Origin of the sequence: Comamonas sp. lk, assembly GCF_900564145.1 — a bacterium.
GTDB lineage: Bacteria > Pseudomonadota > Gammaproteobacteria > Burkholderiales > Burkholderiaceae_C > Comamonas.
Genome location: NZ_UOOB01000001.1, coordinates 1,637,838 through 1,664,090, shown reverse-complemented (window position 1 = coordinate 1,664,090; position 26,253 = coordinate 1,637,838). Strand labels below are relative to the sequence as shown.

General features: G+C 61.3%; 23 protein-coding genes. 1 reads left to right on the top strand and 22 read right to left on the bottom strand.

Annotation, left to right across the window (positions count from 1 at the left end; genetic code table 11):
- The first annotated feature begins 110 nt into the window (after nt 1-110).
- Nucleotides 111-1,292 (top strand): CaiB/BaiF CoA-transferase family protein, encoded by a 1,182-nt coding sequence (locus tag EAO39_RS07515; protein WP_120966848.1) that lies wholly within the window; start codon nt 111-113, stop codon nt 1,290-1,292.
- 376 nt (nt 1,293-1,668) lie between these two features.
- Here EAO39_RS07515 and EAO39_RS07510 read toward each other — a convergent pair whose 3' ends face one another.
- From EAO39_RS07510 to EAO39_RS07405, 22 genes are all read right to left on the bottom strand, one after another.
- Nucleotides 1,669-3,495 carry a diguanylate cyclase gene (locus EAO39_RS07510; protein ID WP_120966847.1) on the bottom strand — a complete coding sequence of 609 codons (1,827 nt, stop codon included), beginning with the start codon at nt 3,493-3,495 and terminating at the stop codon, nt 1,669-1,671.
- A 397-nt stretch (nt 3,496-3,892) separates the two neighbouring features.
- Nucleotides 3,893-5,140, bottom strand: a complete 1,248-nt coding sequence (locus tag EAO39_RS07505) for a helix-turn-helix transcriptional regulator (protein ID WP_120966846.1) — start codon at nt 5,138-5,140, stop codon at nt 3,893-3,895.
- Nucleotides 5,141-5,171: 31 nt separating this feature from the next.
- The gene (locus EAO39_RS07500) at nt 5,172-6,374 is read right to left on the bottom strand and encodes an acetyl-CoA C-acyltransferase (protein ID WP_120966845.1); all 1,203 of its coding nucleotides are present in this window, start codon (nt 6,372-6,374) and stop codon (nt 5,172-5,174) included.
- A gap of 140 nt (nt 6,375-6,514) precedes the next feature.
- Entirely contained in the window at nt 6,515-7,000 is a 486-nt protein-coding gene (locus tag EAO39_RS07495; RefSeq protein ID WP_120966844.1) for a MaoC family dehydratase, read from the bottom strand.
- Nucleotides 7,001-7,003: 3 nt separating this feature from the next.
- The gene (locus tag EAO39_RS07490; protein ID WP_120970808.1) at nt 7,004-7,789 is read right to left on the bottom strand and encodes an SDR family oxidoreductase; all 786 of its coding nucleotides are present in this window, start codon (nt 7,787-7,789) and stop codon (nt 7,004-7,006) included.
- A gap of 209 nt (nt 7,790-7,998) precedes the next feature.
- Nucleotides 7,999-9,174, bottom strand: a complete 1,176-nt coding sequence (locus EAO39_RS07485; protein WP_120966843.1) for an acyl-CoA dehydrogenase family protein — start codon at nt 9,172-9,174, stop codon at nt 7,999-8,001.
- On the bottom strand, nt 9,171-10,310 hold the full coding sequence (locus EAO39_RS07480) for an acyl-CoA dehydrogenase family protein (protein WP_276209266.1): 1,140 nt from the start codon (nt 10,308-10,310) through the stop codon (nt 9,171-9,173). The genes EAO39_RS07485 and EAO39_RS07480 overlap by 4 nt, the downstream gene beginning before the upstream one ends.
- A 42-nt stretch (nt 10,311-10,352) precedes the next feature.
- Nucleotides 10,353-11,228 carry an SDR family oxidoreductase gene (locus EAO39_RS07475; RefSeq protein WP_120966841.1) on the bottom strand — a complete coding sequence of 292 codons (876 nt, stop codon included), beginning with the start codon at nt 11,226-11,228 and terminating at the stop codon, nt 10,353-10,355.
- 58 nt (nt 11,229-11,286) lie between these two features.
- Nucleotides 11,287-12,882: an amidase gene (locus tag EAO39_RS07470; protein WP_120966840.1), complete on the bottom strand. Its 1,596-nt coding sequence runs from the start codon at nt 12,880-12,882 to the stop codon at nt 11,287-11,289.
- A 10-nt stretch (nt 12,883-12,892) separates the two neighbouring features.
- On the bottom strand, nt 12,893-14,470 hold the full coding sequence (locus EAO39_RS07465) for an amidase (protein ID WP_120966839.1): 1,578 nt from the start codon (nt 14,468-14,470) through the stop codon (nt 12,893-12,895).
- 100 nt (nt 14,471-14,570) lie between these two features.
- Nucleotides 14,571-15,725, bottom strand: coding sequence for an acetyl-CoA C-acetyltransferase (locus tag EAO39_RS07460; RefSeq protein WP_120966838.1), 1,155 nt, complete (start codon nt 15,723-15,725; stop codon nt 14,571-14,573).
- On the bottom strand, nt 15,722-16,861 hold the full coding sequence (locus tag EAO39_RS07455; protein ID WP_120966837.1) for an acyl-CoA dehydrogenase family protein: 1,140 nt from the start codon (nt 16,859-16,861) through the stop codon (nt 15,722-15,724). The genes EAO39_RS07460 and EAO39_RS07455 overlap by 4 nt, the downstream gene beginning before the upstream one ends.
- 16 nt (nt 16,862-16,877) lie before the next feature.
- Nucleotides 16,878-18,032, bottom strand: coding sequence for an acyl-CoA dehydrogenase family protein (locus EAO39_RS07450; RefSeq protein ID WP_120966836.1), 1,155 nt, complete (start codon nt 18,030-18,032; stop codon nt 16,878-16,880).
- Nucleotides 18,033-18,060: 28 nt separating this feature from the next.
- Entirely contained in the window at nt 18,061-18,819 is a 759-nt protein-coding gene (locus tag EAO39_RS07445) for an enoyl-CoA hydratase family protein (RefSeq protein ID WP_120966835.1), read from the bottom strand.
- 22 nt (nt 18,820-18,841) lie between these two features.
- On the bottom strand, nt 18,842-19,921 hold the full coding sequence (locus EAO39_RS07440; protein WP_120966834.1) for a nitronate monooxygenase: 1,080 nt from the start codon (nt 19,919-19,921) through the stop codon (nt 18,842-18,844).
- Nucleotides 19,918-20,823 (bottom strand): enoyl-CoA hydratase, encoded by a 906-nt coding sequence (locus EAO39_RS07435; protein WP_120966833.1) that lies wholly within the window; start codon nt 20,821-20,823, stop codon nt 19,918-19,920. The genes EAO39_RS07440 and EAO39_RS07435 overlap by 4 nt, the downstream gene beginning before the upstream one ends.
- 1 nt (nt 20,824) lies before the next feature.
- Nucleotides 20,825-21,595 carry a ketoacid CoA transferase gene (locus EAO39_RS07430; protein WP_120966832.1) on the bottom strand — a complete coding sequence of 257 codons (771 nt, stop codon included), beginning with the start codon at nt 21,593-21,595 and terminating at the stop codon, nt 20,825-20,827.
- Between the two features lie 11 nt (nt 21,596-21,606).
- Nucleotides 21,607-22,485: a CoA-transferase gene (locus tag EAO39_RS07425; RefSeq protein ID WP_120966831.1), complete on the bottom strand. Its 879-nt coding sequence runs from the start codon at nt 22,483-22,485 to the stop codon at nt 21,607-21,609.
- A 3-nt stretch (nt 22,486-22,488) separates the two neighbouring features.
- Nucleotides 22,489-23,403, bottom strand: a complete 915-nt coding sequence (locus EAO39_RS07420; protein ID WP_162989496.1) for a VOC family protein — start codon at nt 23,401-23,403, stop codon at nt 22,489-22,491.
- 320 nt (nt 23,404-23,723) lie between these two features.
- Nucleotides 23,724-24,806, bottom strand: coding sequence for an alkene reductase (locus EAO39_RS07415; protein ID WP_120966829.1), 1,083 nt, complete (start codon nt 24,804-24,806; stop codon nt 23,724-23,726).
- A gap of 18 nt (nt 24,807-24,824) precedes the next feature.
- A complete protein-coding gene (locus EAO39_RS07410; RefSeq protein ID WP_120970806.1) occupies nt 24,825-25,472 on the bottom strand; it encodes a nuclear transport factor 2 family protein in 648 nt (215 codons plus the stop codon).
- Nucleotides 25,473-25,485: 13 nt separating this feature from the next.
- Nucleotides 25,486-26,253, bottom strand: a complete 768-nt coding sequence (locus tag EAO39_RS07405) for an SDR family NAD(P)-dependent oxidoreductase (protein WP_120970803.1) — start codon at nt 26,251-26,253, stop codon at nt 25,486-25,488.

Sequence of the window (26,253 nt, the reverse complement as noted above, 5' to 3'; positions counted from 1 at the left end):
AAGGAATTTCGCCCCAGCTCCAACCAATCTTTCACTGCCCCGGCCTCTTGCAGCCCCGTTCGCGAGCCCATCAGCCGCATGGCAGAGCCCTACTGAAAACGAGAAAACCCATGAGTGAGACAAGCGCCCCCGGCAGCAGCAACGGCCCGTTGACCGGCCTTCGCATCATTGAATTTGCCGGCATAGGCCCGGGGCCGTTTGCCGGCATGATGCTGGCCGACATGGGAGCCGAAGTCATATTGATCGAGCGCAGCACGGACTTCGCCACGGCCTCACACTATCCGCGCATGGCGCAGAACCGGGGCAAGAAATCCGTGGCACTGAACCTCAAGACCGAGGCCGGACAAGCCGCAGCCTGGAAGCTGATCGAGTCTGCCGATGCTTTGATCGAAGGCTTTCGCCCCGGCGTCATGGAGCGACTGGGCCTGGGCCCCGAAGAAGTTGCAAAGCGCGCGCCTCGTCTGGTCTTTGGTCGTGTCACCGGCTGGGGCCAGAGCGGTCCCTTGGCCCATGCTGCGGGCCATGACATCAATTACGTGGCCCTCACCGGTGTCATGGCCACGGCCATGCGCCCCGGCCAGGCGCCGCTGCTGCCGCCCACCATTGTGGGCGACATGGCGGGCGGTGCCATGTTCCTGCTGTTCGGCATCATGTGCGCCCTGTTCGAGGCACAGAAATCCGGCCAAGGTCAGGTAGTTGATGCGGCCATGATTGACGGCGTTGCAGCCATGAGCGGGCTGATACACCAGATGCGCGGCGCCATGGGTTACTGGAAGGACGAGCCGGGCCAGAACCACTTTCTCAACACCTCGCCTTTTTACGAAGTATTCGAATGCGCTGACGGCAAGCACATCACATTGGGTGCGATCGAGCCCCAGTTCTATGCGCTGCTGCTGCAAAAGCTGGGCCTGCACGACGTGGATCCCAAACGTCAGTACCAGAGCGCCGATTGGCCCGCACTCAAGGCCCGGGTTGCAGCCATTGTGCAAAGCAAGACCCAAGCCCAATGGTGCGCCGAGCTGGACGGCAGCGATGTCTGTTTCGCCCCCGTTCTGAGTCTTGCCGATGCCCCCAACCACCCCCACAACGCCCAGCGCCATCTGTTTGTGGATCTGGAAGTGGATGGCAGGCCGCAACGCCAGCCTGCACCCGCACCGCGCTTTTCACGCACGAGCGCACGCACGCCTGAACAAGGCACCAAGATCGGTCAGGACACGGATGCCGTGCTGGCATCTGTGGGCTATGGAGCCACAGACATTGCGGCGCTGCGCGAGGCTGGGGCCTGCGCCTGAGCCTTTAGAGCCGAGATATCTTGCTATCAAATTAAAAGCATTCAGCGCCGTATTTCATGAGGCTTCAGATGCTTTTGGCTCTGAAGTTAACTCACATCAGGCGCATAAAGCTATATTTTTTATAGCTTCATCTGCTTTCTTCTCCACTTGCATAGAGCCTTGACGGACCACTGAAAGACCTGAAACCACCTAAAGGCGCGGGCTCCTCGACCCCAGGACTCGAGAGGCCAGCACCGGGTGAAATGCTCCCTGCACACAAGGCGCCACAGAAGGCAGAAAGTCGCTCCTGCGGGCTCGGCAGCAAGGCGACTTGACTCGCATCGCGCGTTTGGCAAGCCGAGCTCCAAGCCCCCATCGATGAAGCTCGCGACAGGATTCAGGTGACCGAGCCTTGCAGGTCCGAATATTGAACGATGCGCCCCTTGCCTGCATGCTTGGCTGCGTACATGGCCTCGTCTGCGCTCTGCAGCAGGCTGGCAGCGGCGCAACCCTCGGCGCTGATGGAGATACCAATGCTGCAGCCGACCTGAACCATGATTCCCGCATCCAGGGCAATCGGCTGGCTCACGGCATTCATGCAGCGTGTCATGACGGACACCGCTTCCTCGGGAGTGCGCAAACCTGATAGCAGCACCACAAACTCATCGCCGCCCAGGCGGGCAACGCAGTCGCCTGTACGGGCCTGAGCCAAAAGCCGGGCGGCGACCACTCGCAGAACTTCGTCGCCGGCATCGTGGCCCTGGGTATCGTTGACCTGCTTGAAACCATCCAGGTCCATGAAACACACGGCAACCCTGCGGCCGCAGATCAGTTCTTGCTCCAGTGCGTCTTCCAGGGCGCGGCGGTTCGCCAGACCGGTAAGCGCATCGTGGTTGGCAAGATGATGGGCGGCTTGTTCATCCCGTTTGAGGGCGTCAATGTCCACAAATATCCATAGAGACTCCTCGGCAGTTAACAGTGTGCCGGAAGCATCTACCCAAAGCAGCTTGCCGTCGGCGGCTTGCAATTGGAATTGCAGGTGAAATTTGCCACGCGATCGCAAAGATTCGTAGGCTTTTTCGCCTATACGCTGGTAGGTCGCCTCGTCGGGGTAGATGGTGCGCGTGGACGCGCCCTGCAGAGCCTCGGCCGACTGCTTGAGCAGGCGACGCATGGCGGGGTTGGTCCACACGATCTTGCGATCGCGCAAGCGAGCCATGCCGATCAAGTCATTGTCGATCACCAGTTCCTGCTCTTTGCGAATGCGACGTTCGCGCTGTTGTACTCGGAACAAAGCCACCGAGCCCAGGGCGATCAGCACAATGCACAAGCCGGTGAGGCTCCATGCGCGCCGGGCCGAGGCACGCCACATGGCCAAATAGGTTTGCGTACTCAGCCCGGTGAACACCGTGAGTGGATAACCCGGCAAGCGATGGTAGGCCGTGATGCGCTCTACGCCGTCGAGCAAGGTGGGTGTGATGTAGCTGCCTTGCTCGCGGCTGCGGCCCATGGCTTGAGAGTATTCGGGCGAGACGGTGGTCATGCCGATACCGGCTTCGGCATCCCGATTTTCTGACGAATAGCGTGCCACCAGCATTGCCTGATCGTTGCGCAGAGCCACAGCGCTGTCCGCACCAAACGACTGGCGCCGGAATAACTGGTGGAAATGCTCCGCCGCGACGATGGCATAAACAATGCCCTGGAAGCTGCCGTCCTCGGACTGAAGGCGCCGAGCCAGCACGATAGACCATTTGCCGAAAGACCTGCTGACCAGAGGTTCGGACACCACCATCTGATCAGATTCGCGAGCCTGGGCGAAATAGGCGCGGTCGGCCACCGAAAATGGCACATCGATTTCGCTGGGCGTGATGAGCACTTCACCGCTACGGTCCGTGATGCGCAGGGCCGTGACAAAAGGGATGAGGGCACGCTGCTCCTGCAGCATGTCGTACAGGGCAAAGTTTGCGGCTGTCAGCCCATCGAAGCTGCGCGTACGATAGCGGCTGGCCATGGACGACAGAGCGTTGTCCACCAACCGCATCTCGGCATCCAGCTCCAGGCTCAGGCTGCGCGCCTGGTGCTGGGTGACGGCCACTCCCAGGTCCATGTCCGCGCGGTAATTGGCATGCATGCTGAGCCAGGTGGCAAAGCACAGCAGAGCTGCCACTAGCAGGTTGCCGAGCACGATGCGATGCAAAAGCTTGCGGGAGTGAAGGCTGGCCATCTTGATTCTCAACTTCCTTGAACGCACACCTGGGTCAGAAACCGCTGGGTTTGGGCACTAACTCCAAACACCTGTTAAGCAAAAGCTTGCAGAGTTCGACCGTGCCAAGGCGTTTATAGGGCAGGATGAGACTCTGTGGGAAGGTCTGACATCGGTGTCTGCAGCTTTTTTAAAAATTGATTGCAGATTTGCGAAACCGTTCGAACCGCCAGCGACTGCCGCTGGTTGCCGACCGAAATCCGTCACCGCGATACGCCTGTGCAGGGGCTTCTATGGCCGTAAAGGCGCCGGGATGGAGTGAGAACGGGTACCGGGGCGCGGCAGGTGGTTTGCCCGCCAGAAGCACACAAACAAAAAACGGGCCGAAGCCCGTTTTTTCGATCATGGCATCCAGCGCTTACTTGTTGCCCAGCCAGGCCACGCTGTTGAGGAAGATGCGCACCAGCTCGGTCTGGCGACGCACGCCGGTCTTGGAGAAGATGGAGCGCAGATGGGCACGCGCGGTGTTGCGACGAATGTTCAGCGCTTCGGCGGCCTCTTCCAGCGACAGGCCGTTGGCCAGCTGAATTGCCAGCGAGGTTTCGGCCGGTGTCAGCTGGAACAGCTGCTGGGCCAGCTTGACCGGTGGATCGGCCTTGCCGCCCGTGTCGCGCACAAACACGGCCACGCTGGGGCGCTGCTTACCTTCGGTCCACTCATCGGGAGAGATGCTTTGCACCACCACGCCCCAGTTGAGCTGACCCGACTGGCGGCTGACCGACATGCCTTCGGTCATGGACAGACGCGAAACCTGGGTATGCAGCAAGGCGTCCTTGATCAGGCGCTGCATCTTGCGGTTGTCGTTGGCGTAGTTGGCCTCCAGCATGCCGCCGGAGATCTTCAGGCCGTCCTGCATGTCCAGAATGCTGGCCGCTGCCGGATTGCATTCCAGCACCGAGCCGTTCTGATCCAGAATCACCACCCCCACCATCAGCTGGGCCGTGGCCTTGCTGTACAGCGAGATGACCTGACGATCCTGGTTCACGGACAGATGCAGATTCAGTGCGCGCTTGATATGGCCCAGAAGCATGCTGCCGAATGCACGTTCCTGCTTGTTGAATGCCGCAGCGGTTTCCGGACGCGTGATGCGCAGGCCGTAGACGCAACCATCCTTGGTCACGATGTCGGCCGCCATCACATGGAAGACCTCCATCTGCTTGCACCAGTCCTTGTAGTAGCTCGAAGCGCGCCACTCGGACTCGGGCATCACATCGCCCACGGTCACAATGCGGTCCGTGGGCATGCCACGAAACGGACTCATGCTGATCTTGGGGGAGTTGGGCATCAGGTCCGTGCGGCCACCCGCTGCAGACACGATCAGACCCACATCATCGGCACTGCCAGGGCGCACGATCAGCGAAGCGTAGTTGCCGCCCAGCTGAAGGCGCAAGGCCTCCAGAAACGGCTTCCAGCCTTCGGGATCGAGAGCCGCTTCATAAAGCAGGCTGACGAGGTTGCTGAGCTGCTCGGCGCTGATGAACGGAGTGTCCATGGCGCGTGCAGTCACCACCGGGGTGTCAAAAACTGGTACATCCTTCAGCACACACTCCAGGGAGCGGGGTATGTACGTTGAAAAACCCATCTTGGCGTAAGCGCTGTCCATCATGTTCAACCCTTTGCAAGTGGTCAGGGATGGCTCAGCTCAACTCAAACAGGCCGGCAGCACCCATGCCACCGCCTATACACATGCTTACCACCACATAGCGGGCCCCGCGGCGGCGGCCTTCCAACAGGGCATGGCCCGCCAGACGCGCACCGGACATACCGAAAGGGTGACCGATAGAAATGGCACCACCGTTGACGTTCAGGCGATCATCGGGAATTCCCAGTGTATCGCGGCTGTAGATGACCTGGCAGGCGAAAGCTTCATTGATTTCCCACAGATCGATGTCGTTCACGCTCAGGCCGTGCTGCTTGAGCAGTTTGGGGATCGCGTAGACCGGGCCAATGCCCATTTCATCGGTGCGACAACCGGCCACGGCCACGCCACGGTAGGTGCCCAACGGAGTCAGGCCTCGGGCGCGGGCCTCATCGGCGCTCATCACCACGCAGGCGCTGGCGCCGTCGGACAGCTGGGAAGCATTACCGGCCGTGATGAACTGGCCTTCCGGCACCCACTGGCCGTTCTTCCACACCGGCTTGAGCTTGGCCAGGCTTTCCAGCGTGGTGTCGGCACGGTTGCCTTCGTCGCGGGTCAGCGTGACTTCCTCGGTGCCGGTGACATTGCCTTCCTTGTCAAACAGCTGCTTGACGCTGGTCAGCGGCACGATTTCGTCGTCGAACAAGCCCTTGGCCTGGGCCGCAGCCACGCGCTGCTGGCTGCGCAGCGCGTATTCGTCCTGGGCTTCGCGGCTGATGCCGTAGCGCTGGCTCACCAGTTCGGCTGTCTCAATCATCTGGATATAGGCCGTGGGCTCGGCAGCCAGCACCGCCTTGGACTGGGCACGGTAGGAATTCTTGTACTTGTTCTGCACCAGAGAGATGGACTCCAAACCGCCGGCCACGGCAATGTCCAGCTCGCCCGTCATCACGCTCTTGGCGGCAGTGGCAATGCTCATCAGGCCGGAGGCGCACATGCGGTCAATCACCATGCCGCCCACGGATTCGGGCAGGCCAGCGGTATAAGCACACAGACGACCCAGGTTGTAGCCCTGAGTGCCCTGCTGTGCGGCAATGCCCAGAATGACGTCGCCCACGTCCGCTCCATCCACACCGGCCTTGTTCAGGGCTGCACGGATGACATGGCCACCCAGCACCGGAGCTTCGGTATCGTTGAAGGCACCGCGATAAGCCTTGCCGATGGGGGTGCGTGCCGTCGAAACGATGACTGCGTCTTTCATGTCTTTTGTCTCCTAAACTAACTGTTCGTCGCGCCTTGGGCGTGGGAATCTGCCCTTTTTGGAGGTCGGTCGCTCTGCGGCAACTCGTCCTTTTTTGCTTGCGAAAAAACTGCATCCATGTGCATGCAGTTTTTGCACACTCAATTCTTTCTTGAAAAGAACAGCCTGCTGATGGTTTCGACCACACAGCCGGGTTTGTCCTGATCTTTGACCTGCACCGTGATGCGCACCGTCACCTGCACCCCGTCTTCACCGATCGGAGAGGCAGCAATCACTTCGCCACTGCCCCGAACCCAGGAGTTCACCAGCACCGGTGACGGAAAACGCACCTTGTCACAGCCGTAGTTCACGCCCATGGTCAGTCCGTCATAGGAGACCAGCTGGGGCAAAAAGAGATTGGCCAGGGACAGCGTCAGATAGCCGTGGGCCACACAGGCGCCAAACGGGCCGTTTTTGGCTTGCTCTGGGTCTACGTGAATCCACTGGTGGTCACCCGTGGCGTCGGCAAACTGATGGATGCGCTCTTGCGTGATTTGCATCCACTCGGTCTCGCCCAGCTGGCGCCCTACCGAGGCCAGCACCGAGGCAGCCGAATCAAACAAGGTCTTTTCTGCAACTTCGCTCATGGCTTATGCCCTTTGCGAGCTGACGGACACCACCTCACCCGTCATGTACGACGAGTAATCGCTGGCCAAGAAAATCATGACGTTGGCCACTTCCCAAGGCTCTGCACCGCGGCCGAACGCCTCTTTTTCGGAGAGCTTGCTCAGCAGCTCTTCGGAAGCCGATTTCTTGAGGAAGGCATGGATGGCGATGGAAGGCGCCACGGCATTGATGCGGATGCCGTATTCGGCCGCCTCCAGCGCCGAGCAGCGCGTGAAAGCCATGACGCCGGCCTTGGCCGCCGCATAGTGGGCTTGCTCGGTCTGAGCGCGCCAGCCCAGCACGGAAGCGTTGTTCACAATCACGCCCTTGCCGCGCGGCTGCATGACCTTGAGCACTGCGCGGGTCATGCGGAAAGTGCCGGTCAGGGTGACATCCAGCACCTTGTTCCACTCTTCATCGGGCATGTCGATCACTTTGCAGCTGGTGCCCAGACCGGCGTTGTTGATCAGCACATCGATGCCGTCCATGGTGGAATCGGCTGCCTGGATCAGGGCCTGAACCTGCTCTTCCTTGCTCACATCACACAGCAGACCGTGAACCTGGGATAAACCCGTATCTTGTTTGATCTGCTCTACCGCTTCCTGCAGACGGCGCTCATGCACGTCGGAAATGAACAAGGCCTTGCAGCCCTCTTCAGCAGCGCGCTTTGCAGCGGAAAAACCAATCCCGGCGCCGGCTGCCGCAGTGACCAGCACTGTCTTGTCCTTGAGCAAACCGTGGGGAGCAACGTAAGAGGGAACGCGAGTCATGTGAAGGCAGATGAAGATGGATTGCATTCATCATGTCGCCTACGTTGCATCGCAACATCGTCACTTTGGACGATAGGTCATTCCCTAGTGTCGCCCTGTAAACAATTTACGCGTTAACCCAAATAAAAAAAGCTACCGTTCAGATTAAGGGTAACCCCTGAGCGACAGCCTGAATGGCGCACGCCCGGACTCGCATCCGGGCGCAAGGACTAACGCGGCATGCCCAGGCTGCGCTCGGCCATGAGGTTAAGCTGGATCTCGTTGGTGCCCGCGTAAATCGTGTCGGCGCGGCTGACCAGCCATAGCTGCTGCAATGCAGCCAGATCCGGATCGTCTAGCGCCAGCTCCCCTTGCTCACCCAGCACGTCCATGGCCAGCTCGCCCAAGGCGCGATGCCAGTTGGACCAGGCGTACTTGGAGACCGAAGCCACACGCTGCGGCGTGTCCTCGCCCGAAGAGCGCAAAGCATGGCTGCGCAGCGTCTGCAGCCCAAGCGCCGCCTTGGCCAGGCGCTGGCGCAGCATGGGATCTCTGGCCGCGCCGTTGCGCTTGGCCAGAGCCACGATCAGCTCCAGCTCGTAACGGAAATGCGCCTGCTGGCCCAGCGTGGAAGCACCGCGCTCGCAGCCCAGCAGATACATGGCCACTTTCCAACCATCGCCCACAGGGCCCAGGTGCAAACTGGCTTCGGTGCGGGCGCCGTCGAAAAAGACCTCGTTGAACTCCGAGGTGCCGGTGATCTGGCGGATCGGCCGCACTTCCACGCCGGCTTGCTTGAGGGGCACCAGCAGCAGCACCATGCCAGCATGGCGACCACCTGCTGCCCCACCCGCTTCGTCGGTACGGGCCAGCACGAAAATCCACTCGGATTCATGGGCCCAGGAGGTCCAGACTTTTTGCCCGTTGATCACCCACTCGCCCGTGGTCGCATCGAGACAGGCCTTGGTGCGTATGGCCGCCAGATCCGAGCCTGCGCCGGGCTCGGAATATCCCTGAGCCCAGTAGTCGGTGCCGGCCAGAATGCCGGGCAAAAAGCGCTGCTTTTGCTCAGGCGTGCCATAGGCCATCAGCGTGGGGGCCAGCAGCGTCTCGCCGATATGGCCTATGCGGCCGGGGCCGCCGCAGCCCACATACTCTTCATGAAAAATGACTTGCTGGGCCAGCGACAGGCCACGGCCGCCGTATTGCGCATCCCAGCCCAGGCCGGTCCAGCCGCCCAGTGCCAGCTCCTGCTCCCATTGCTTGGCCAGCAGGGCGTCATACCCCTCGGCCCCCAAGCCGCTGGCATGCTTGAGCGGTGCAAACCGGCCTTGCAGATGCTGAGCCATCCATTCACGCACCTCGGCGCGAAAAGCTTCGTTGATTTCCGATTCCTGCATTTTCATGCGTGCTCCTGCTCAGGCTCATCCAACAATTGACGGGCAACCACTTCGCGCCATTGTTCCACCGTCCCCAGGCGCTGGCTGGCAGACTGGGCGCGGCGCAGGAACAGATGCGGATCGAACTCCCAGGTAAAGCCCACGCCGCCGTGCAGCTGAAGGCTTTCTCTCGTGCAAAAGAGAGCGGCTTCCGTAGCTTCTGTACGGGCTTGCGCCGCAAACAATGCCAGATCCGTTGATTCACCAGCGGTATCTGCTACAAAAGCTGCTGCATAAACGGCGGAACGGGCGGTCTCCACAGCCACCAGCATTTGTGCGGCGCGGTGCTTGACGCCTTGAAAACTGCCCACGGGTTTGCCAAACTGCTGGCGCTCCTGGGTGTACGCCACCGCCAGATCCAGGGCTCGCTCGGCCACGCCGACTTGCTCTGCCGCCAAGCCAATGGCGGCCAGATTACGGGTCTGCTCCCATAGTTTTTTGAGGGCATCGCCATGCACCAGCACGGCAGAGCCCTTCAGCCTGACATTCACGGCCGTCACATGGGCGCTGCTACGCGTGGCGTCCACCGTAGGCAGCGCCTGCACGCTCAGGCCTTCGGTCTTGGCACTCACCTCCAGCAAACCCAGCGATCCGAAAGGCAAGGTGGCTGGCAGCAAAAACACATCGGCGTGTGTGCCGGAGCCCACCTGGTTCCACAGGCCGTTCAACACCAGTGCATCGCCTTCCACTGTCACGGTCGCAGCAGCGGGCAGCTCGCCCCGTACCGTCATACCCAGAACGCAGACCTGGCCCGATTGCACCAGGCGCTCCACCACGACCAGGCCCGGCCCGGTCCGGCTCAGGTGCTGCCACAACGGAGTCAGCGCCACCACGGCATCAAAGAACGGCAGGCAGGCCAGGTGGTAGCCCATCTGCTCCTGCAACAAAGTCAGCTCGCGCCAGCCCAGCCCCATGCCGCCGGCGTTCTCTGGCAGGGCCACGCCGCACCAGCCCAGCTCCACGGCCTCCTGCCACAGCGCGCGGTCCATGCCGTCGCCGGCATCAATGACTTTGCGCAGCTGGGCCGAGTTGCTTTTTTCCTGCAGAAACACTGCCGCGCTTTCGGCAATCATTCTCTGCTCTTCGTTCAGACTTAAATCCATGATGGCTCGCGTACTCCGTTATGACGACAGGGGAGAAGCAAATCAGCTGCCGTAGACCTTTTGCGGGGTCTTGCCTTCGGCAATCAGCTGATCGACCACGCCGGTCAGTTCCTCTGGCGCCCAGCGGTTTTGCTTGTCGCGGATCTGGCCGGTAAACCAGCCGTCGGCCACGGACAGCTCGCCGCCCTTGGCTTCGAAACAGCGACCCGTCACGTGCTTGGACTCGGCACTGCCCAGCCACACCACGATGGAGGCCACGTTCATAGGGTCCCAGACATCGAAACCGGACTCGGGCTTTTTCACCATCTCGGGCATGGCGCCTTCGGTCATGGAGGTACGCGCTGCCGGAGCCAGGCAGTTGGCGGTGATGCCATAGCGGGCCAGTTCGGCTGCCTGCACCAGGGTCAGGCCGGCAATACCGGCCTTGGCGGCGGCATAGTTGCTCTGGCCTATGGAGCCTTGGAGACCGGCGCCTGAGCTGGTGTTGATGATGCGGGCGTCCACCTGCTTGCCGGCCTTTTTCTGATCGCGCCAGTAGCCGCCAAAGACCTTGGCCATGCAGAAATGGCCGCGCAGATGCACACGCATCACCATGTCCCAGTCTTCCTCGGACAGGCTCAGAAACATGCGGTCGCGCAACACGCCGGCGTTGTTGACGATGACGTTCACCTCGCCAAATGCCGCCAGCGTGGCGTCCAAAATTGATTGCGCACCGGCCACGCTGGTGATGTCGCCAGTGTTGGCCAACGCCTTGCCGCCAGCGGCAATCACCTCATCGACCACGGCCTGGGCCGCTTCGGCACGGATGTCGTTGACCACCACATTGGCACCTTCTTGCGCAAAAGCCAGCGCATAGGCGCGGCCCAGGCCGCCGCCGGCACCGGTGATGACCACGGTTCTTTGGTTGCAAATACCCATTTCAGTCCCCTTTTTTGGCTTGCATCGCAGGCCCGTTCCACGGGCCTGCGCATTAAAATCACGCTTTGAAAATCGATAGATCGGGCAGCTTGTGCGCCCAGGGAACGGCCTGTTCCAGCTGCGCTGCCAGATTGAACAAACGCCCTTCGTAGCCATAGGGCGCTGCAAAATGCGCGCCCACGGGCAGTCGCTCAGGCGTTTGGTGCATGGGCACCGACATGGCGGGCAGACCGGTCATATTGAATATGCCGGTATAGGGCGCGGCATGAATGGCAGCTGCCGCAAAGCTCTCATAAGGCTGATCCAGGGCCAGTACCCCCAGGCGCTGGGGCGGCACGGCCGTCACCGGCGTCAGAATCAGGTCGTACTGCTTGAAGAACACATCCAGCGTGCGCCCGGCGCTATCAAAAACAGTGCACGCATTGAACATCTGCTCGGCGCTATAACCCTTGGCCTTCTGGTAGGCCAGCCAGTCCAGCGGCTCCAGTTCGGCTTCACGCACCTCGCGGCCCAGCTGCTTTTCCCTGGCCTTGACCGAGGTGATCAGGCCTACGCCAGTGACCACGCCCATGCCGGTAAACATTTCCATCACGGGCAGCTCGGGCATGTCCTCCACCACCTCATGGCCCAAAGCGGTACAGGCCTTGATGGCCTTGTCCAGCGCCATCAGGCATTGCGGGTCCACCGGCAGATTGAAGTGGTTCTTGCGCCATACGGCAATGCGCAGCTTTTTGAGCGGCCGCTCCATGACCTGCACATAGCTGCCCTGCACATCGCGGGGCGCCCACACGCGCGAGCCCGGCTCGGCGCCGGAAGTGAGGTCCAGAACATGGGCGCTGTCGCGAACCGTGCGGCTGACCACATGGTTCATGGACATGCCCATCCAACCTTCCATGGCCATGGGCCCGGCGGGCAGACGGCCACGGCTGGGCTTGAGGCCGAAGATGCCGCAATGCGAGGCCGGAATACGGATGGAGCCGCCGCCGTCGCTGGCATGGGCCACAGGCAAAATGCCGGCCGCCACCACGGCAGCCGCGCCACCGGACGATCCGCCCGTGGTGTGCTCGGCATTCCAGGGATTGGGCGTCTTGCCGTAGAGCCTGGACTCGGTGGTGGGCGTCTGGCCAAACTCCGGCGAGGCCGTCTTGCCGAAAATATTCAACCCCGCCTGCTGGTAGCGCTCGGCCAAGGTGCTGGTGTACTGCGCCACTGCACCCTTGTAGAACACGCAGCCATTGGTGGTGACGGTTCCCTTCACATACTGGTTCAAGTCCTTGAGCAGAAACGGCACACCCCACAGCGGTGCTTTTTCTGCAGCGCTGGCACGTGCTGCAGCGCCCAGCGCAGACATTTGCCTGGCATGGCCGCGGGCCAGCTCATAGTCCTTGATGACCACGACATTCAGCTTGGGAAGCGCTTCCACCCTGGCAATGGCCGCTTCCAGCGCCTCCAGAGGCGTCACATCGCCGCGTCGAATCTGCTGGGCCCAGGCGATTCCATCCATGACTGCTCCTTGTTGTGCACCGGTACTGGCTGACTTGGCATGGGCCATGGACGGCACACTGGCCGCAGCCGCCATGGCCGCCGCGCCTTGCATGAAGGCGCGTCTGTCCATACCTTGCGCGTTCGGCGCCGTGTTTGCGTTATGAGTCATTGCGGCTCCTTCAGGCTTTCAAAGCGGAAAGATCGGGAAAACGATGTGCCCAGGGCATGGCTTGCTCCAGTTGCGCCGCCAGGGACAGCAGGCGCGCCTCGCCGCCAAAAGGCGCTACAAAGTGCGATCCCACCGGAATCTGCTCTGCAGTCCAGTGCAGGGGCACGGACATGGCGGGATGACCGCTGATGTTGAACAGCGAGGTGAAGGCCGAGGACTTCATGGCTTCGGCCGCATAGCTCTCGTACGGCAGATCCAGGCGCAGCACGCCCAGCAGCTGTGCCGGCACGGCGGTGGTCGGCGTCAAAATCAGGTCGTATTGGCTCAAGAAGGCATCGAGCAGCTGGCCGGCCTTGTCAAAACCGGCACGTGCGCGGTAAAGCTCCAGAGCGCTGGCTTTTTTGGCGACCTGCAGCATGGCCCAGTCCAGCGGCTCCATCTCGTCCTCACGCACGGCACGGCCCAGCTGCTTTTCGCGATTTTCGATGGCATTGAGCAGGCCGGCAGACATGCCAGGGCCCATGCCACCGAAGATCTCGGCCACCGGCAGCTCGGGCATTTTTTCTTCCAACACATGGCCCATGGCTTCGCACAGCTTGGCCGCCTTGTCCACCGCTGCCAGGCAATCTGCATGCACGGGCACACCAAAATAGTTCTTGCGCCAAATAGCAATGCGCAGCTTGCGCTCGGGCCGGGTCAGCGCCTGCAGATAGCTGCCCTGCGCATTCGACGGCGGGCGCACACGCGAACCGGCTTCGGGGCCTGCCGTCAGATCCAGCAGCAAGGCGCTGTCGCGCACGCTGCGGCTGATGACGTGATGCACCGACAACCCGACCGCACCATCCAGCGCATCGGGGCCGGCCGGCACGCGTCCGCGACTGGGCTTGAGGCCGAACAGCCCGCAGTGCGCCGCAGGAATGCGGATGGAGCCGCCGCCATCGCTGGCATGGGCCACGGGCAAAATGCCGGCGGCCACCACGGCAGCCGAACCGCCCGATGAGCCGCCCGTCGTGTGCTTGGTGTTCCAGGGATTGGGAGTGACGCCATAGAGTCTGGACTCCGTGGTCGTCGTCATGCCGAACTCGGGTGCGGCGGTCTTGCCGAAGATGTTCAGGCCGGCCGCCTTGTAGCGCTGCACCAGGGTGGAATCACGCTCGGCCACGGCATCCTTGAAGAAGGCGCAGCCATTAGAAGTGACGGTGCCGGCCATGCTGACGCCCAGGTCCTTGAGCAGAAACGGCATGCCCCACAAGGGCGCATGTTCCGTGGCCCGGGCGCGGGCTTCGCGGCTCAGACCGGAATCCGTTTTGGCCTTGGCGCGGGCCTGATCGTAATCACGGATCACCACGGCATTGAGCTTGGGCAGAGCCTGCACGCGGGCAATGGCGGCGTCCAGTGCCTCCAGCGGCGTGATGTCGCCCTTGCGCAGCTGCAAGGCCGTGGCCACGGCATCGACAGGAGCCGCTGCGCTGCTGCCAGCCAGGCTTTTGGCATGGCTGGCGGCTATGGGCAAGGCCGCTGCCGCCGTGGCAGCGGCTGCCGTCTTGAGGAAAATGCGGCGCTCCGTGCCTGTCGCCTTGTCTTGCATGTCTTTGTCTCCATTGGTATTTTTAGAATGACTTGCTGCACTGCGAACGTTCTGGGCTGAACGCAATGCAGGCACCTTGCGGTGCCTGCATTGCCCTACATCAGAGGCGTTCGATGATGGTCACATTGGCCTGACCGCCGCCCTCGCACATGGTTTGCAGACCGTAGCGACCGCCGGTGCGCTCCAGTTCGTGCAGCAGCGTGGTCATCAGCTTGGCGCCCGAGGCACCCAGAGGATGGCCCAGGGCAATCGCACCGCCGTTGACATTGGTACTGGCATGGTCGTAGCCGGTTTCCTTGAGCCAGGCCATGACCACGGAAGCAAACGCTTCGTTGATCTCCACCAGATCAATGTCGGACAGCCTCATGCCGCATTTCTTGAGCGCGAACTCCGTGGCCGCGATCGGGGCCGTCAGGTGCCAGATGGGATCATCGGCACGCACGCTGATATGATGAATGCGGGCACGGGGCGTCAGCTTGTAGCGCTTGAGCGCCGCTTCGGAGACCACCAGCACAGCGGCTGCGGCATCGCAGGTGGAGCTGGAAACTGCAGCCGTGATCTTGGGGTAAGTAGGATCAACGGGCTCCAGCGTCGCCATTTTCTCCAGCGTGCTCAGGCGTGCGGTTTCATCCATCTTGAAATCGCCAAACGGTACGATTTCGCGATCGAAGCGGCCTTCGGCAATCGCCCGCAAGGCACGGTCATGGCTTTCCTTGGCAAACACTTCCATGTCGGCACGGCTTACACCCCAATGGTCAGCAATGCGCTGCGCCGCGTAGAACTGGTTGACAGGAGCATTGCCAAAACGCGCCTGCCAGCCCTTGCTCTCGGCAAACGGCGTGGTAAAGCCCAGGGCCTGACCGGCCAGCATGGCCGAGGAAATCGGGATGGCCGTCATGGTCTGCACGCCGCCGGCCAGCACCACATCCTGCGTGCCGCTCATCACGGCCTGGGCCGCAAAATGAATGGCCTGCTGAGAGGAGCCGCACTGGCGGTCGATGGTGGTGCCAGGCACGTTCAAAGGCATGCCGGCGGCCAGCCAGGAGGTGCGGGCAATGTCGCCGGCCAGTGCACCAATGGTGTCCACACAGCCGAAGATCACATCGTCATAGTCAGCCGCCGGGATCTCGTTGCGCTCCACCAGGGCCTTGATCACATGGGCGCCGAGATCGGCGCCGTGAACCTGGGCCAGAGAACCTTTGCGCTTGCCTGTGGGCGAGCGCAGGGCATCAACAATATAGGCTTGGGCGCTCATGCAGCCATCTCCTCGGCAATGGGTTTGCAGGCTGTGGTTTGCGATGCGCAGCCGCTATGGATTTCTCTATCGAACGTGGCACCAGGGCCCACGGGCGGATGGGGATTGCGCAGCAATCCCGTGGTCAGGCGGGCCGAGTGATAGGCCTTGTCGCCCCAGGCCGCGTCCAGCGTCCAGGCGCGCTTCATGAACATCTGCAGGTCCACTTCCCAGGTGTAGCCCATGGCGCCATGTACCTGCAGGCTGTTGCGGGCCGCAAACCAGCCTGCCTCGCTGCATTGCAGCTTGGCGTGCGAGATGCGCACCGCCAGATCGGCCTCGCCATGCTGGATCGCGTAGAAAGCGCGGTACAGCACCGGCTTGGCAAACTCGATCTTGGTCACGATATCGGCCAGATGGTGTTGCACCGCCTGGAAGCTGCCGATGGCCTTGTCAAACTGCTTGCGCTGGGCCACATAGTCCACCGACAAGTCCAGCATGCGCTGAGCCAGGCCCAGCAACTGGGCGGCGGCACACAGAGCACCGCGCTCGCCGGCCAGGTCCCAGACTTTCTGGCCCTGTACGGCATCGAGCACGCGGGTCGCATCCGACGCCGTCCACTGCACCTGGCAGAGACGACGCGATGTATCGAAGCTCTTGAGTTCGGTGATCTGGCACTGGCCGGGCTTGAGCACATGCAGCTCCACGCCCGCGCTGGTGACATGGGGCAGCAGCAGCAGGTCGGCCAAAGCCGCATCGGCCACATGCAGATTGACGGGGTGACCCACGGCAACACGGCAGCTGCCCTCGGCAATCTTGGGCAACCATTCGCTGCGCAAGACATGGTCTTGGGGCAATGCGGACAGCATGCCTGCCGCCACATAGGCCGTGTCGGTCAGGGAGTCGGGCAAGGAGTAGTAGCCCACTTCCTGCTGCAGCAAGGCCCAGTCGATATCGCTCATGCCCATGCCGCCTTCGGCCTCGGGTACGGACAGGCCCATTAGGCCTTGCTCGGCAATCTTGGTCCACAGCTCGGGCGAGCGGCCCGATTCGGTTTCCCAGATCTCGCGCAGCAGCTCGGGAGCGGCTTCGGTCATCAGAAAACGGCTGACCGAATCACGGAAAGCGATTTGTTCTTCGGAGAAGGTGAAGTCCATGTTTGTCTCCTACCGATCAGGATTTGGGCAGACCCAGCATGCGCTGGGCAATGATGTTGCGCTGGATCTCGTTGCTGCCCGCATAGATGGGGCCGGCCTGCGCAAACAGGAAACCTTCCAGCCATTCATTGGCTTCAACGTCATCCGTCAGCTCGGCGCGAGGGCCGAGAATGCGCATGGCAGTCTCGTGAATCAGAATGTCCAGCTCGGACCAGACAATCTTGTTGGTACTGGCTTCGGCACCGATCTGGGCGCCTTTGTTCAAGCGGCCCACCGTGTGATAGGAAGACAGGGTATAGGCTTCTGCGCCTTCCCAGGCGCGCAGCACGGCATCGCGAATCGAGTGATCGCGATCGGCTTCCACCTGGTTGCGCAGATACAGCTCCACAAGCTTTTGGGCACTGCGCTGATAGCGGGCCGGCGAGCGCAGCAGCAAGCCACGTTCGAAGCCGGCGGTTGCCATGGCCACATGCCAGCCCCGGCCTTCGGCACCGATCAGGTTTTCTGCTGGCACTTCCACATCATCAAAGAAGATTTCCGCGAAAGCGTCCTTGCCGTTCAAGGCCTTGATGGGGCGCACGGTGATGCCGGGCGTGTTCAAAGGCACCAGGATGTAGCTCAGGCCGTGGTGGCGGCTCGAAGTGGGATCGCTGCGGAACAGGCCAAACAGCCAGTCGGCAAAAATGGCGCGGGTGGACCAGATCTTCTGGCCGTTGAGGATGTACTTGTCATCCTTGCGAATGGCACGGCTGCTGATGGCCGCCATGTCGGAGCCGGCATTGGGCTCGGACCAGCCCTGGGCCCACATATCGTCGCAACGCGCCATGCGGGGCAGGAAACGGGCTTTTTGCTCGGGTGTGCCGAACTCCATGATGGTGGAGCCCAGCAGCAAGATGCCGTTCTGGTTCACGCGCTGGGGCGCATCGGCAGCCCAGTATTCCTCTTCAAAGATCAGCCATTCGGTCAGATCGCAGCCGCAGCCGCCCAGGTCCTTGGGCCACATCACGGCGCTATAGCCCGCTTCGGCCAGCTTGGCCTCCCAGACACGATGCTGCTCAAAGCCTTCACGGGTGTCGTAGCTCTGCAGGCGCTCCTTGGGCACGTTGTCCTTGAGCCAGGCCCGCACTTGCGCACGGAAGGCTTTCTGCGCAGGGGTATATGTCAAATCCATTGGTTTTCTCCTCGTTGCGCAATCAGGGTCAGAACTTGGCGTCCCGCTTATCCACAAACGCACTGCGTGTCTCTGCGGAATCCGGGCTCATGTAGGCCTGCAGGGTAAAGCCCTGCTCCCAGCGATATTTGTCTTCGAGGTTGCCGTCTTCAATGCCGGTCAGCGCTTCCTTGGCGATGCGGATCATGGCGGGGCTCTTGGCGGCGATCTTTCCCGCAATCTCCAGGGCCACATCGCGCAGTTGCTCGCGCGGCACCACGCGCTCGATGGCACCCAGACGCAAGGCTTCTTGCGCGCCAATCATTTCGCCCGTGAAAAACAGGTAGCGGGTCTTTTGCACGCCAAACATGCGCTGCAGATGCGCCGCACCACCCATGGCGCCACGGTCTACCTCGGGCAAACCGAAAGTGGCATCTTCGGCAGCGATCACGATGTCGGAGGCACCGCAGATACCGATGCCGCCGCCAAGCACAAAACCGTGCACAGCCGCAATCACTGGCACCTTGTTCAGGTGCACCGCCTTGAAGGTGGCGTAGTTGCCGGCATTCACATCCACGATGAGCTTGTCGTTGCTGGCCAGTTCCTTGATGTCCACACCGGCACAAAAACCGCGGTTTTCGGCACGGATCACAATCACGCGCACTTCGGGCTTGTCGCCCAGGGCCTGGATTTCCCTGGCCAGGCCGTTCCAGCCAGCGGCGTTCAGGGCGTTCACGGGGGCTCGGTCAATCACCAGCTCTGCCACACCGTTGTCATGAATCTTCGAGTGAAATTGTTGAGAGGACATATCCGGGCTCTTGGGAACTTCTTTAAGCAAGGGTCAATTGATTCAGAACGCTGCGACGCTCCATGGCTTGCCGCACGATGCCGGCGATCACCTCTTCGCAACTGTCCAGCCCGCCGATCAGGGCTGCCACCTGACCGGCAGACATCACGCCTTCGGCAGGATTGCCGTCCACCATGGAGCGCTGCAGCAACATGGGAGCATTGGCTGCCATCACGGTCTGGGCCACGGAGGAGGAATCCTCGCGCACGGCCTTCATGAAAATGCTCAAGGCCTGGCCTGTGGTCATGCCGGTCTCGGCCTTCCACTTCAAGGCCAGATCCAGCGCAATGCGCAGGCGCTTCATGGGGCTGGCTTTTTCCAGCATGGACAGGTATTCGTTGGGGATCATGCGTTGCGGCATGCCGTCGACCAGATGCGAGACGGCGATCTTCTCGGCATCCTTGGTGGCCACATAGCGCTGCAACGTGACCTCGGGCACCTTGGAATCGCTGGTCATCAGAAAACGCGTCCCCATGGCAATGCCGGAGGCACCGTATGCCAGAGCAGCCAGCAAGCCGCGTCCGTCATAAAAGCCGCCGGCGGCCACCACGGGCACGTTGACCGCATCCACCACCTGGGGCAGCAGCACCGTGGTGGGCACGCTGCCGGTATGACCGCCACCTTCACCACCTTGCACCGTGATGGCGTTGGCGCCCATCTCTATGGCTTTCTGGGCGTGCTTCAAGGCGCCCACGGTGGGCATGCAGACGATGCCGGCATCGCGCAGACGGCCGATCACCTTCTTGTCCGGACCGCGGCCATAGCTGACGGCGCGCAGCTTGTACTTCACGGCCAGGTCCAGCAGCTGATCGGCATTGGGCTGGAACATGTGAAAGTTCAGGCCAAACGGCTGATCGCCAGTCAGGCGCTTGACCTTGAGGATCTCGTCTTCGATCCTGTCGGCCGCAATCGTGGCACCGGCCAGAAAGCCGAAGCCTCCGGCATTGGTGGTGGCCACCACCAGATCCGCGCCCGCCACCCAGCCCATGGCGGTCTGGATGATGGGATAGCGGCAACCCAGCAAATCGCACAGCGGTGTGCGCAATGCATTGACGTCACTCATTGGGCTGCCTCCTTTTTGTTGGCGTTGACCATGGACTTGGCGTCCTGGCCACCCAGCTGCCCCATGCCCATGGATTGGCTATGGGCGTGGGCAAAGTGGTGGTAGCCAAAAGCCATGTCCATGGTGGAACGCAGGCCTTGCAGCTCTTCAGCCTTGTTGACGACCAACTTGGTCAGCGCCATTCCCAGGCGGGGCTGCGCGGCCAGACGTTGGGCGATGGCGTACACCTGATCTTCCAACTCTGCACGCGGCACCACCCGGTTGACCATGCCCATCTGATAGGCGCGCTCGGCCCCCATGCGATCACCCAGAAGCAGAAACTCCTTGGCAATGCGTGGATGCAACTCATGGGCGTGGGCGAAATACTCCACGCCGGGAATGCCCATGCGCACCACGGGATCCTGGAAGAAAGCGTCATCGCTTGCCACGATGAGATCGCAGACCCAGGCCAACATCAGACCGCCGGCCACGCAAGCGCCCTGCACCATGGCAATCATGGGCTTAGGAATATCGCGCCAGCGGCGGCACATGCCCAGATACACCTCCTGCTCGCGGGCGAACAGCTGCTCGCCACCGGGCTTGTTGGTGTGGTCCCACCACAGGTGAACCCGGTCGAAAGACTTGTTGATGTCACGGCCTGGAGTGCCTATGTCATGGCCGGCGCTGAAATGTTTGCCCACACCCCGCAGCACGATGACTTTGACCTCATCGTCATCGGTGGCCTGGCGCAAAGCAGCATCCAGCGCATAGGTCATCTGAGAGTTCTGCACGTTGTTGAACGTGGGCCGATTCATGGTGACCGTGGCAACGCCGTTGTCCACGCTGTAGAGCACGGGTTCGTCTGTCTCATAGACAGCCCGGTCTTCCCGTGTCACGAATTCGCTGGAAGCTGCGTTTTCCATATCAGGCTCCCATGGCCGTAGCGCGCAGATTGTGCGGATCAATCTGGGCCAGCAAGGCCAGTTGCTCTGGCGTGGGGTCGGCAGTCACGCCCACGTTTCCCGGCACATGGATGGGAAAACCCGTAGCTTCCACCACCTGCGCCACCGTCACGCCGGGATGCAGACTCAGCAAACGCACCTGATAGTCAGGGCCGCCGAAGTCCATCACGCACAGATTGGTGAAGATGAAGCGGATATCCGTGGTTTCTTCCAGCGTCCAGCCCTTGGCCAGACGTGCCCGGTTGTAGCCCACCGAACCGACCATGTCCACCTCGCCCGCCACGAACACCTTGGGGCTGTGGTTGGGAACAAAAAAGGAATTGGCGTGATTGATGGAGTTGCCCGGAAAGCCGCGCACACCCAGCATCATGGATTTGGGGCGCGCATAGTCACCGCCCACCATGGAGATATTGGCTTGCCCGAAACGATCGACCTGGATGGGGCCGACCATGGCGTGGCGTTTGCCGCCCCACACATTGTCGAAAATGCGCGAGAAGCCCATCCACGATTCACGCTTGATCTGATAGTCGCCACGAGGGCCGACGGGCACGGGCTCGCTCACCATCCAGGCTTCGGAATCCGTCATCATCAAATCGGTGTTGATAGACTTCATGCACAGCGAGGCCGCCAGGCGCGGCACCAGGCCGATGCCGGTTGCCAGCACTTCGCCATCTTTTTCCCAGGCTCGTGCTGCAGCACAGATGACGCGATCCACCAAATTAATTTCACTCATCTTCTGCTTCCTTAGAACACGGGCAAGGGCAAGCGCTTGATCGCGTCCATGCCACCGACTTTTTCCTGATATTCCTGCTCGCTGCACTGCACGTACTTCTGCACGTACTCGTCCCAGCCTGCGTCTTCCTTGGCGCTGCCCGTGTATTCCTTGAGGTGCTTGACATCGAAGCCGTACAAGGGAGCACACGATGTGGGGTGCGCACCACCAGGCAGGTGCACCACGCCTGTGGTTTCCGAACGCTCCCAGAACACCAGACGGGCGGCATCGGCCGATTCGAAGCTGCTGGACTCCACCAGCTCATCGCAGCTCACGAAAGTGTTCTTGGCAGCGCGGGCAAACAGGTCGTCCATATAGATGTCGGGGCCGCTGATCTGGCAGACACCGCGCGAGTCCGCGCGATCCACGTGCAGCAGGGCCACATCCAGATTGATGGCGGGCATGGCCAACCATTCCTTGCCGTCATAGGGCGACTCGATCAGCTGGATGCCGTTGTTTTGCTTGAGCACATCCGTGCCCAGACCCACGCGGGTGGGAATGTAGGGAATGCGCATGCCGGCAGCCTTCAAGCCCAGCACCATATGGCCTTCGTCGATTTCCATCACGTCGATGGAGCCGCTCTGACGGGCCTTGCGAAAGTAAGGTTCCAGCGGGATGAAGTCCAGCGAGACAAAGGCGAAGATCAGCTTCTTGACCTTGCCTGCAGCGCACAGCATGCCTACATCGGCTCCGCCATAAGCCACCACCGTCAAGTCCTTGACCGGGCTGCGCAGCAGCTCGCGCACCAGGGCCATGGGCTTGCGGCGCGGGCCCCAGCCACCAATACCAACCGTCATGCCGTCCTTGATGGAAGCCACGACGTCTTTTGCCGTCATCAATTTGTTGGCCATGTCTCATGCCTCCTTATCGTTAGTCGCGGGGCGTCCCACGCTGAAGTCGTGCCCCCAGAGGCTGACCGTCGTAAATTCGTGTGTGATGTGATGGTCCCAATCGATGATGGCGCCGCCGTAACCAAACTCCAGATCGAAGTTGGAAGGCGTCTTCATGTAAAAGGAAATCATCTTGTCGTTGGTGTGCTGGCCCAAGGTGGCCGAAAGCGCCACCTGCTGGGCTTTCATGCGATCCATGGCGCGGCCCACTTCAGGCATGTTGTCCACTTCCACCATCACGTGTACGCAACCCGAAGCTGCAGGAAACTCGGCCAGCGCCAGGCTGTGGTGGCGAGCGTTTTCGCAGTGGAAAAAATGGATGCGGATGGTGGGGCCGGCATCTCCCGCAGGCTTGAAGTTGTAGATGTCCGACAGGCCAAAACCCAGTACATCGCGCACAAAGGCGACGGTCTTTTCGAAGTCCGGAGCGGGCAACACGGTATGACCCAGTCCGTAATCGCCGGTAATGAATTTGGAGACACCCTGGGGAGAGGCAAAGTGGGTGAAGTCGGACTTGAAGCCCCAGACAATCTCATGGCGGTTGCCCGAAGGATCCCTCACCACGGCCAGCTGCTGCACCTGGCGCTTGGCACACAGTTCTGCGCTACCCAGTTCGTAGCCGACCTTGCCAGCATCCAGCACCTTCAGGGCTTGCTCGAAAGCCTCCTGGTTCGCGACTTCCCAGCCAGAGGCCAGATATTTGTCGTTGCGTCCGGGCTGTACCTGAAAGCGAAACTGACGCTCATCCATCTTGATCAACAAGGTGCCATCGGCCGTGGTGCTGGGCATCATGCCCAGCACGTCACGGGCATAACCGATCCAGCGATCCATATCCGAGCTCTCGGCAACAACGTATGCCAGTCCACGTATATTCATCATGATGTCGGGGCCTCCAACCCAGTCTTTTGTAGATTGATGTATGGATTCTGGTGATGTACCCCCGTATAAACATCGTCCGTTGAGACTAACGGGAATCTGCTTTTTGCAACTGATTTGATAGCAGCATGCGCTTTATCTACAAGGGATATCGGTAGTTACCCTCGAAAATAATCGGCCGCTTGAGGTAGCTCGTAGCAACTGCAGCACGACCCCATCGGCGATGGACGCAAAAAAACGCCGCACCTCCCTAAGGAGATGCGGCGCAACACGATGAACTCGTTGAAGTAACTGAACTTGACGGCTACGGATACCGGCGGCCTTCAGGCGGCCTGCATCTCGGCGGCCGACGCATAGTCGTTGTAACCCTCGTCACCAGCGGTATAGAGCGTCTTGCGATCGAACCTGGCCAGCGGCAGACCCTGGCGCATGCGCTGCACCAGATCGGGATTGCCGATGAAATGGCGGGCAAAAGACACCGCCTGACCCTGGCCTGCATCGAGCGCCGCTTGTGCACTCTGGGCATCAAAACCATCGTTGAGAATCAGGTTCTGGCCAAAATTCTCGCGCGCCAGCTGAAAGGCATCAATGCTCGGGTCAAACACCGCACGCATCACATGCAGGTAGGCAATGCCCAGCTTGGCGGACTGGCGCATCAATTCTCCATGCGTGGCGGCCGAGTTTTCGTCCGAGGTGTCGTTAAAGGTATTGCCAGGATTCAGGCGCAAACCCACGCGGTCCACACCGATGGCCTCGGCCATTGCAGCCAGGCACTCGACAGCAAAGCGGGCGCGGCTGGCGGCATTGCCGCCGTACTCGTCGGTGCGCTGATTCGTTGCGGAACTCAGGAACTGCATGCACAGATAGCCGCTGGTGCCGTGCAACTCCACACCATCAAAGCCGGCATCCATGGCGCGCTTGGCAGCAGCAGCATGCTCGGCGACCGCCTGGCGCACCTCTTCGGTCGTCAGTGCATGGGGCACCTCATAGTCCTGCATGCCTGCCGCATCGGTCCAGACCTGGCCCTGGGCCTTGAGTGCCGAAGCCGATACGGTACGCACTCCTTGGGGCTTGATATGGCTGCTGCCAATACGGCCGGAATGCATGATCTGCAACACGATGGAGCCGCCGCGCGCATGCACCGCATCCGTCACACGGCGCCAGGCCTGTACCTGCGCTGCCGTTTCAATCCCGGGCTGACGGCAGTAAGCCTGGCCGATGGCTTCAGGCCAGGTGCCTTCCGCCACGATCAGACCCGCATCGCCACGCGCACCGTAGTGCTTTGCCATGGCTTGCGTAGGCACGCCGTCCGGAGTTGCGCGGTTGCGCGTCATGGGAGCCATGACGATACGGTTTTGCAGCGCAATCTTGCCCAGCGTGATGGGTGTAAACAGTGTGGTACTCATCCGCACTCCTAACTTTGCTTAGCGAACACGCATGCGCGGTGCGGGGGTATCGCGGCGCATGGTCTTGAGAAACTGTTCCAGCGGCGCGGGAGCTGCCACCTGGGGCAGGACATCCTTGTCCGGACGATTCGCCCAGAACTCCTTCCAGCTGGGAAACAGATCGTGGAAAGCGCCGTGATAAGGCTCGCGACCTGGCCAGCGCATCTTCATGTCGCCTATGGGCGGCTTGTTCAGATCGGTGGCATACCAGTAGCAGGGCAGGCGGCGGCGGAAGAACCACTGACCATCCATGCGCTCATAGTCATCCCAGTACAGCATCTGCATGATGACCCACTCGGCACCGCACTCATGCTCGTTCTTGGAGTAGACGACGCCCGTGGCATGGTCCTTGTCCACAAACTCGATGATGTGCTGGCCCAGGTGATGGGAGGTGCCCGTGAACTGGTCACGCAGCGTGCTGTCCTGCCAGGCCATGAAGTGCGCGCGCCCCACTTTTTCCTTGCCCACCCGTATATCGGAAGCAAAAAGATTGACGTGGGCCTCCATGTCGCGCATGTCCAGCGACAAAGAATATTTACCCGCCAGCTGGCGGATGGCATCCAGCGACTCCAGACGGTCGATGCGCTCGTCCAGCGTGTTTGGCCATTGATTCACGGATTCACTCATCTCGGCCATCCTCTTACAGCGCAGTCACCAGAACGGCAGAGCGACCGCCATCCACAGGCAGTGCAGCACCCGTCACATAGCTGGCTTCATCGCTGGCCAGGAACAAGATGGCATTGGCCAGCTCATGGGACTGACCCACGCGGCCCATGGGAATGAGCTTTTCGGTGGTCTTGCGCGATGCGTCATCGGCCAGCATGCCTGCCGTTGCTGGCGTCTCCACCACGGCAGGAATCACCACATTCACACGCACGCCGGCGGGCGCGCCCTCAGCGGCCGCAGCACGCGAGAAATTGATGACCGCAGCCTTGGCCGCCGAGTAGCCGGACATATAAGGCGTGCCCAATGTGCCGCAGATGGAGCTCAGATTGACGATGGAGCCGCCCTTGGCCTTCATCAGCTTCAATGCCGTGCGCGTACCCCAGAAAGTACCGTCCACGGACGTGCCGAAGTTGGCTTGCCAGTCCTGAGTCGTCATAGAGTCGATAGCACCCCAGGTATAGGCCATGGCGTTGTTCACCAGAATGTCCAGACCGCCGTGATTCCTGGCGGCTTGCTCCAGTGCGCCCACGATCTGAGCTTCCTGACCCACATCGGCGACCACGGCCTCAGCCTTGCCGCCAGCCGCCTTGATCTTGGTCACAACAGCATCAAGCGGTTCTTGGCGGCGACCGCAGATCACCACGGTTGCACCCTCTTGTGCGAAACGCTCGGCGGTTGCAGCACCGATACCGGAGCCGCCACCCGTCACAAAAGCTACCTTACCTTCCAGACGCTTGCTCAT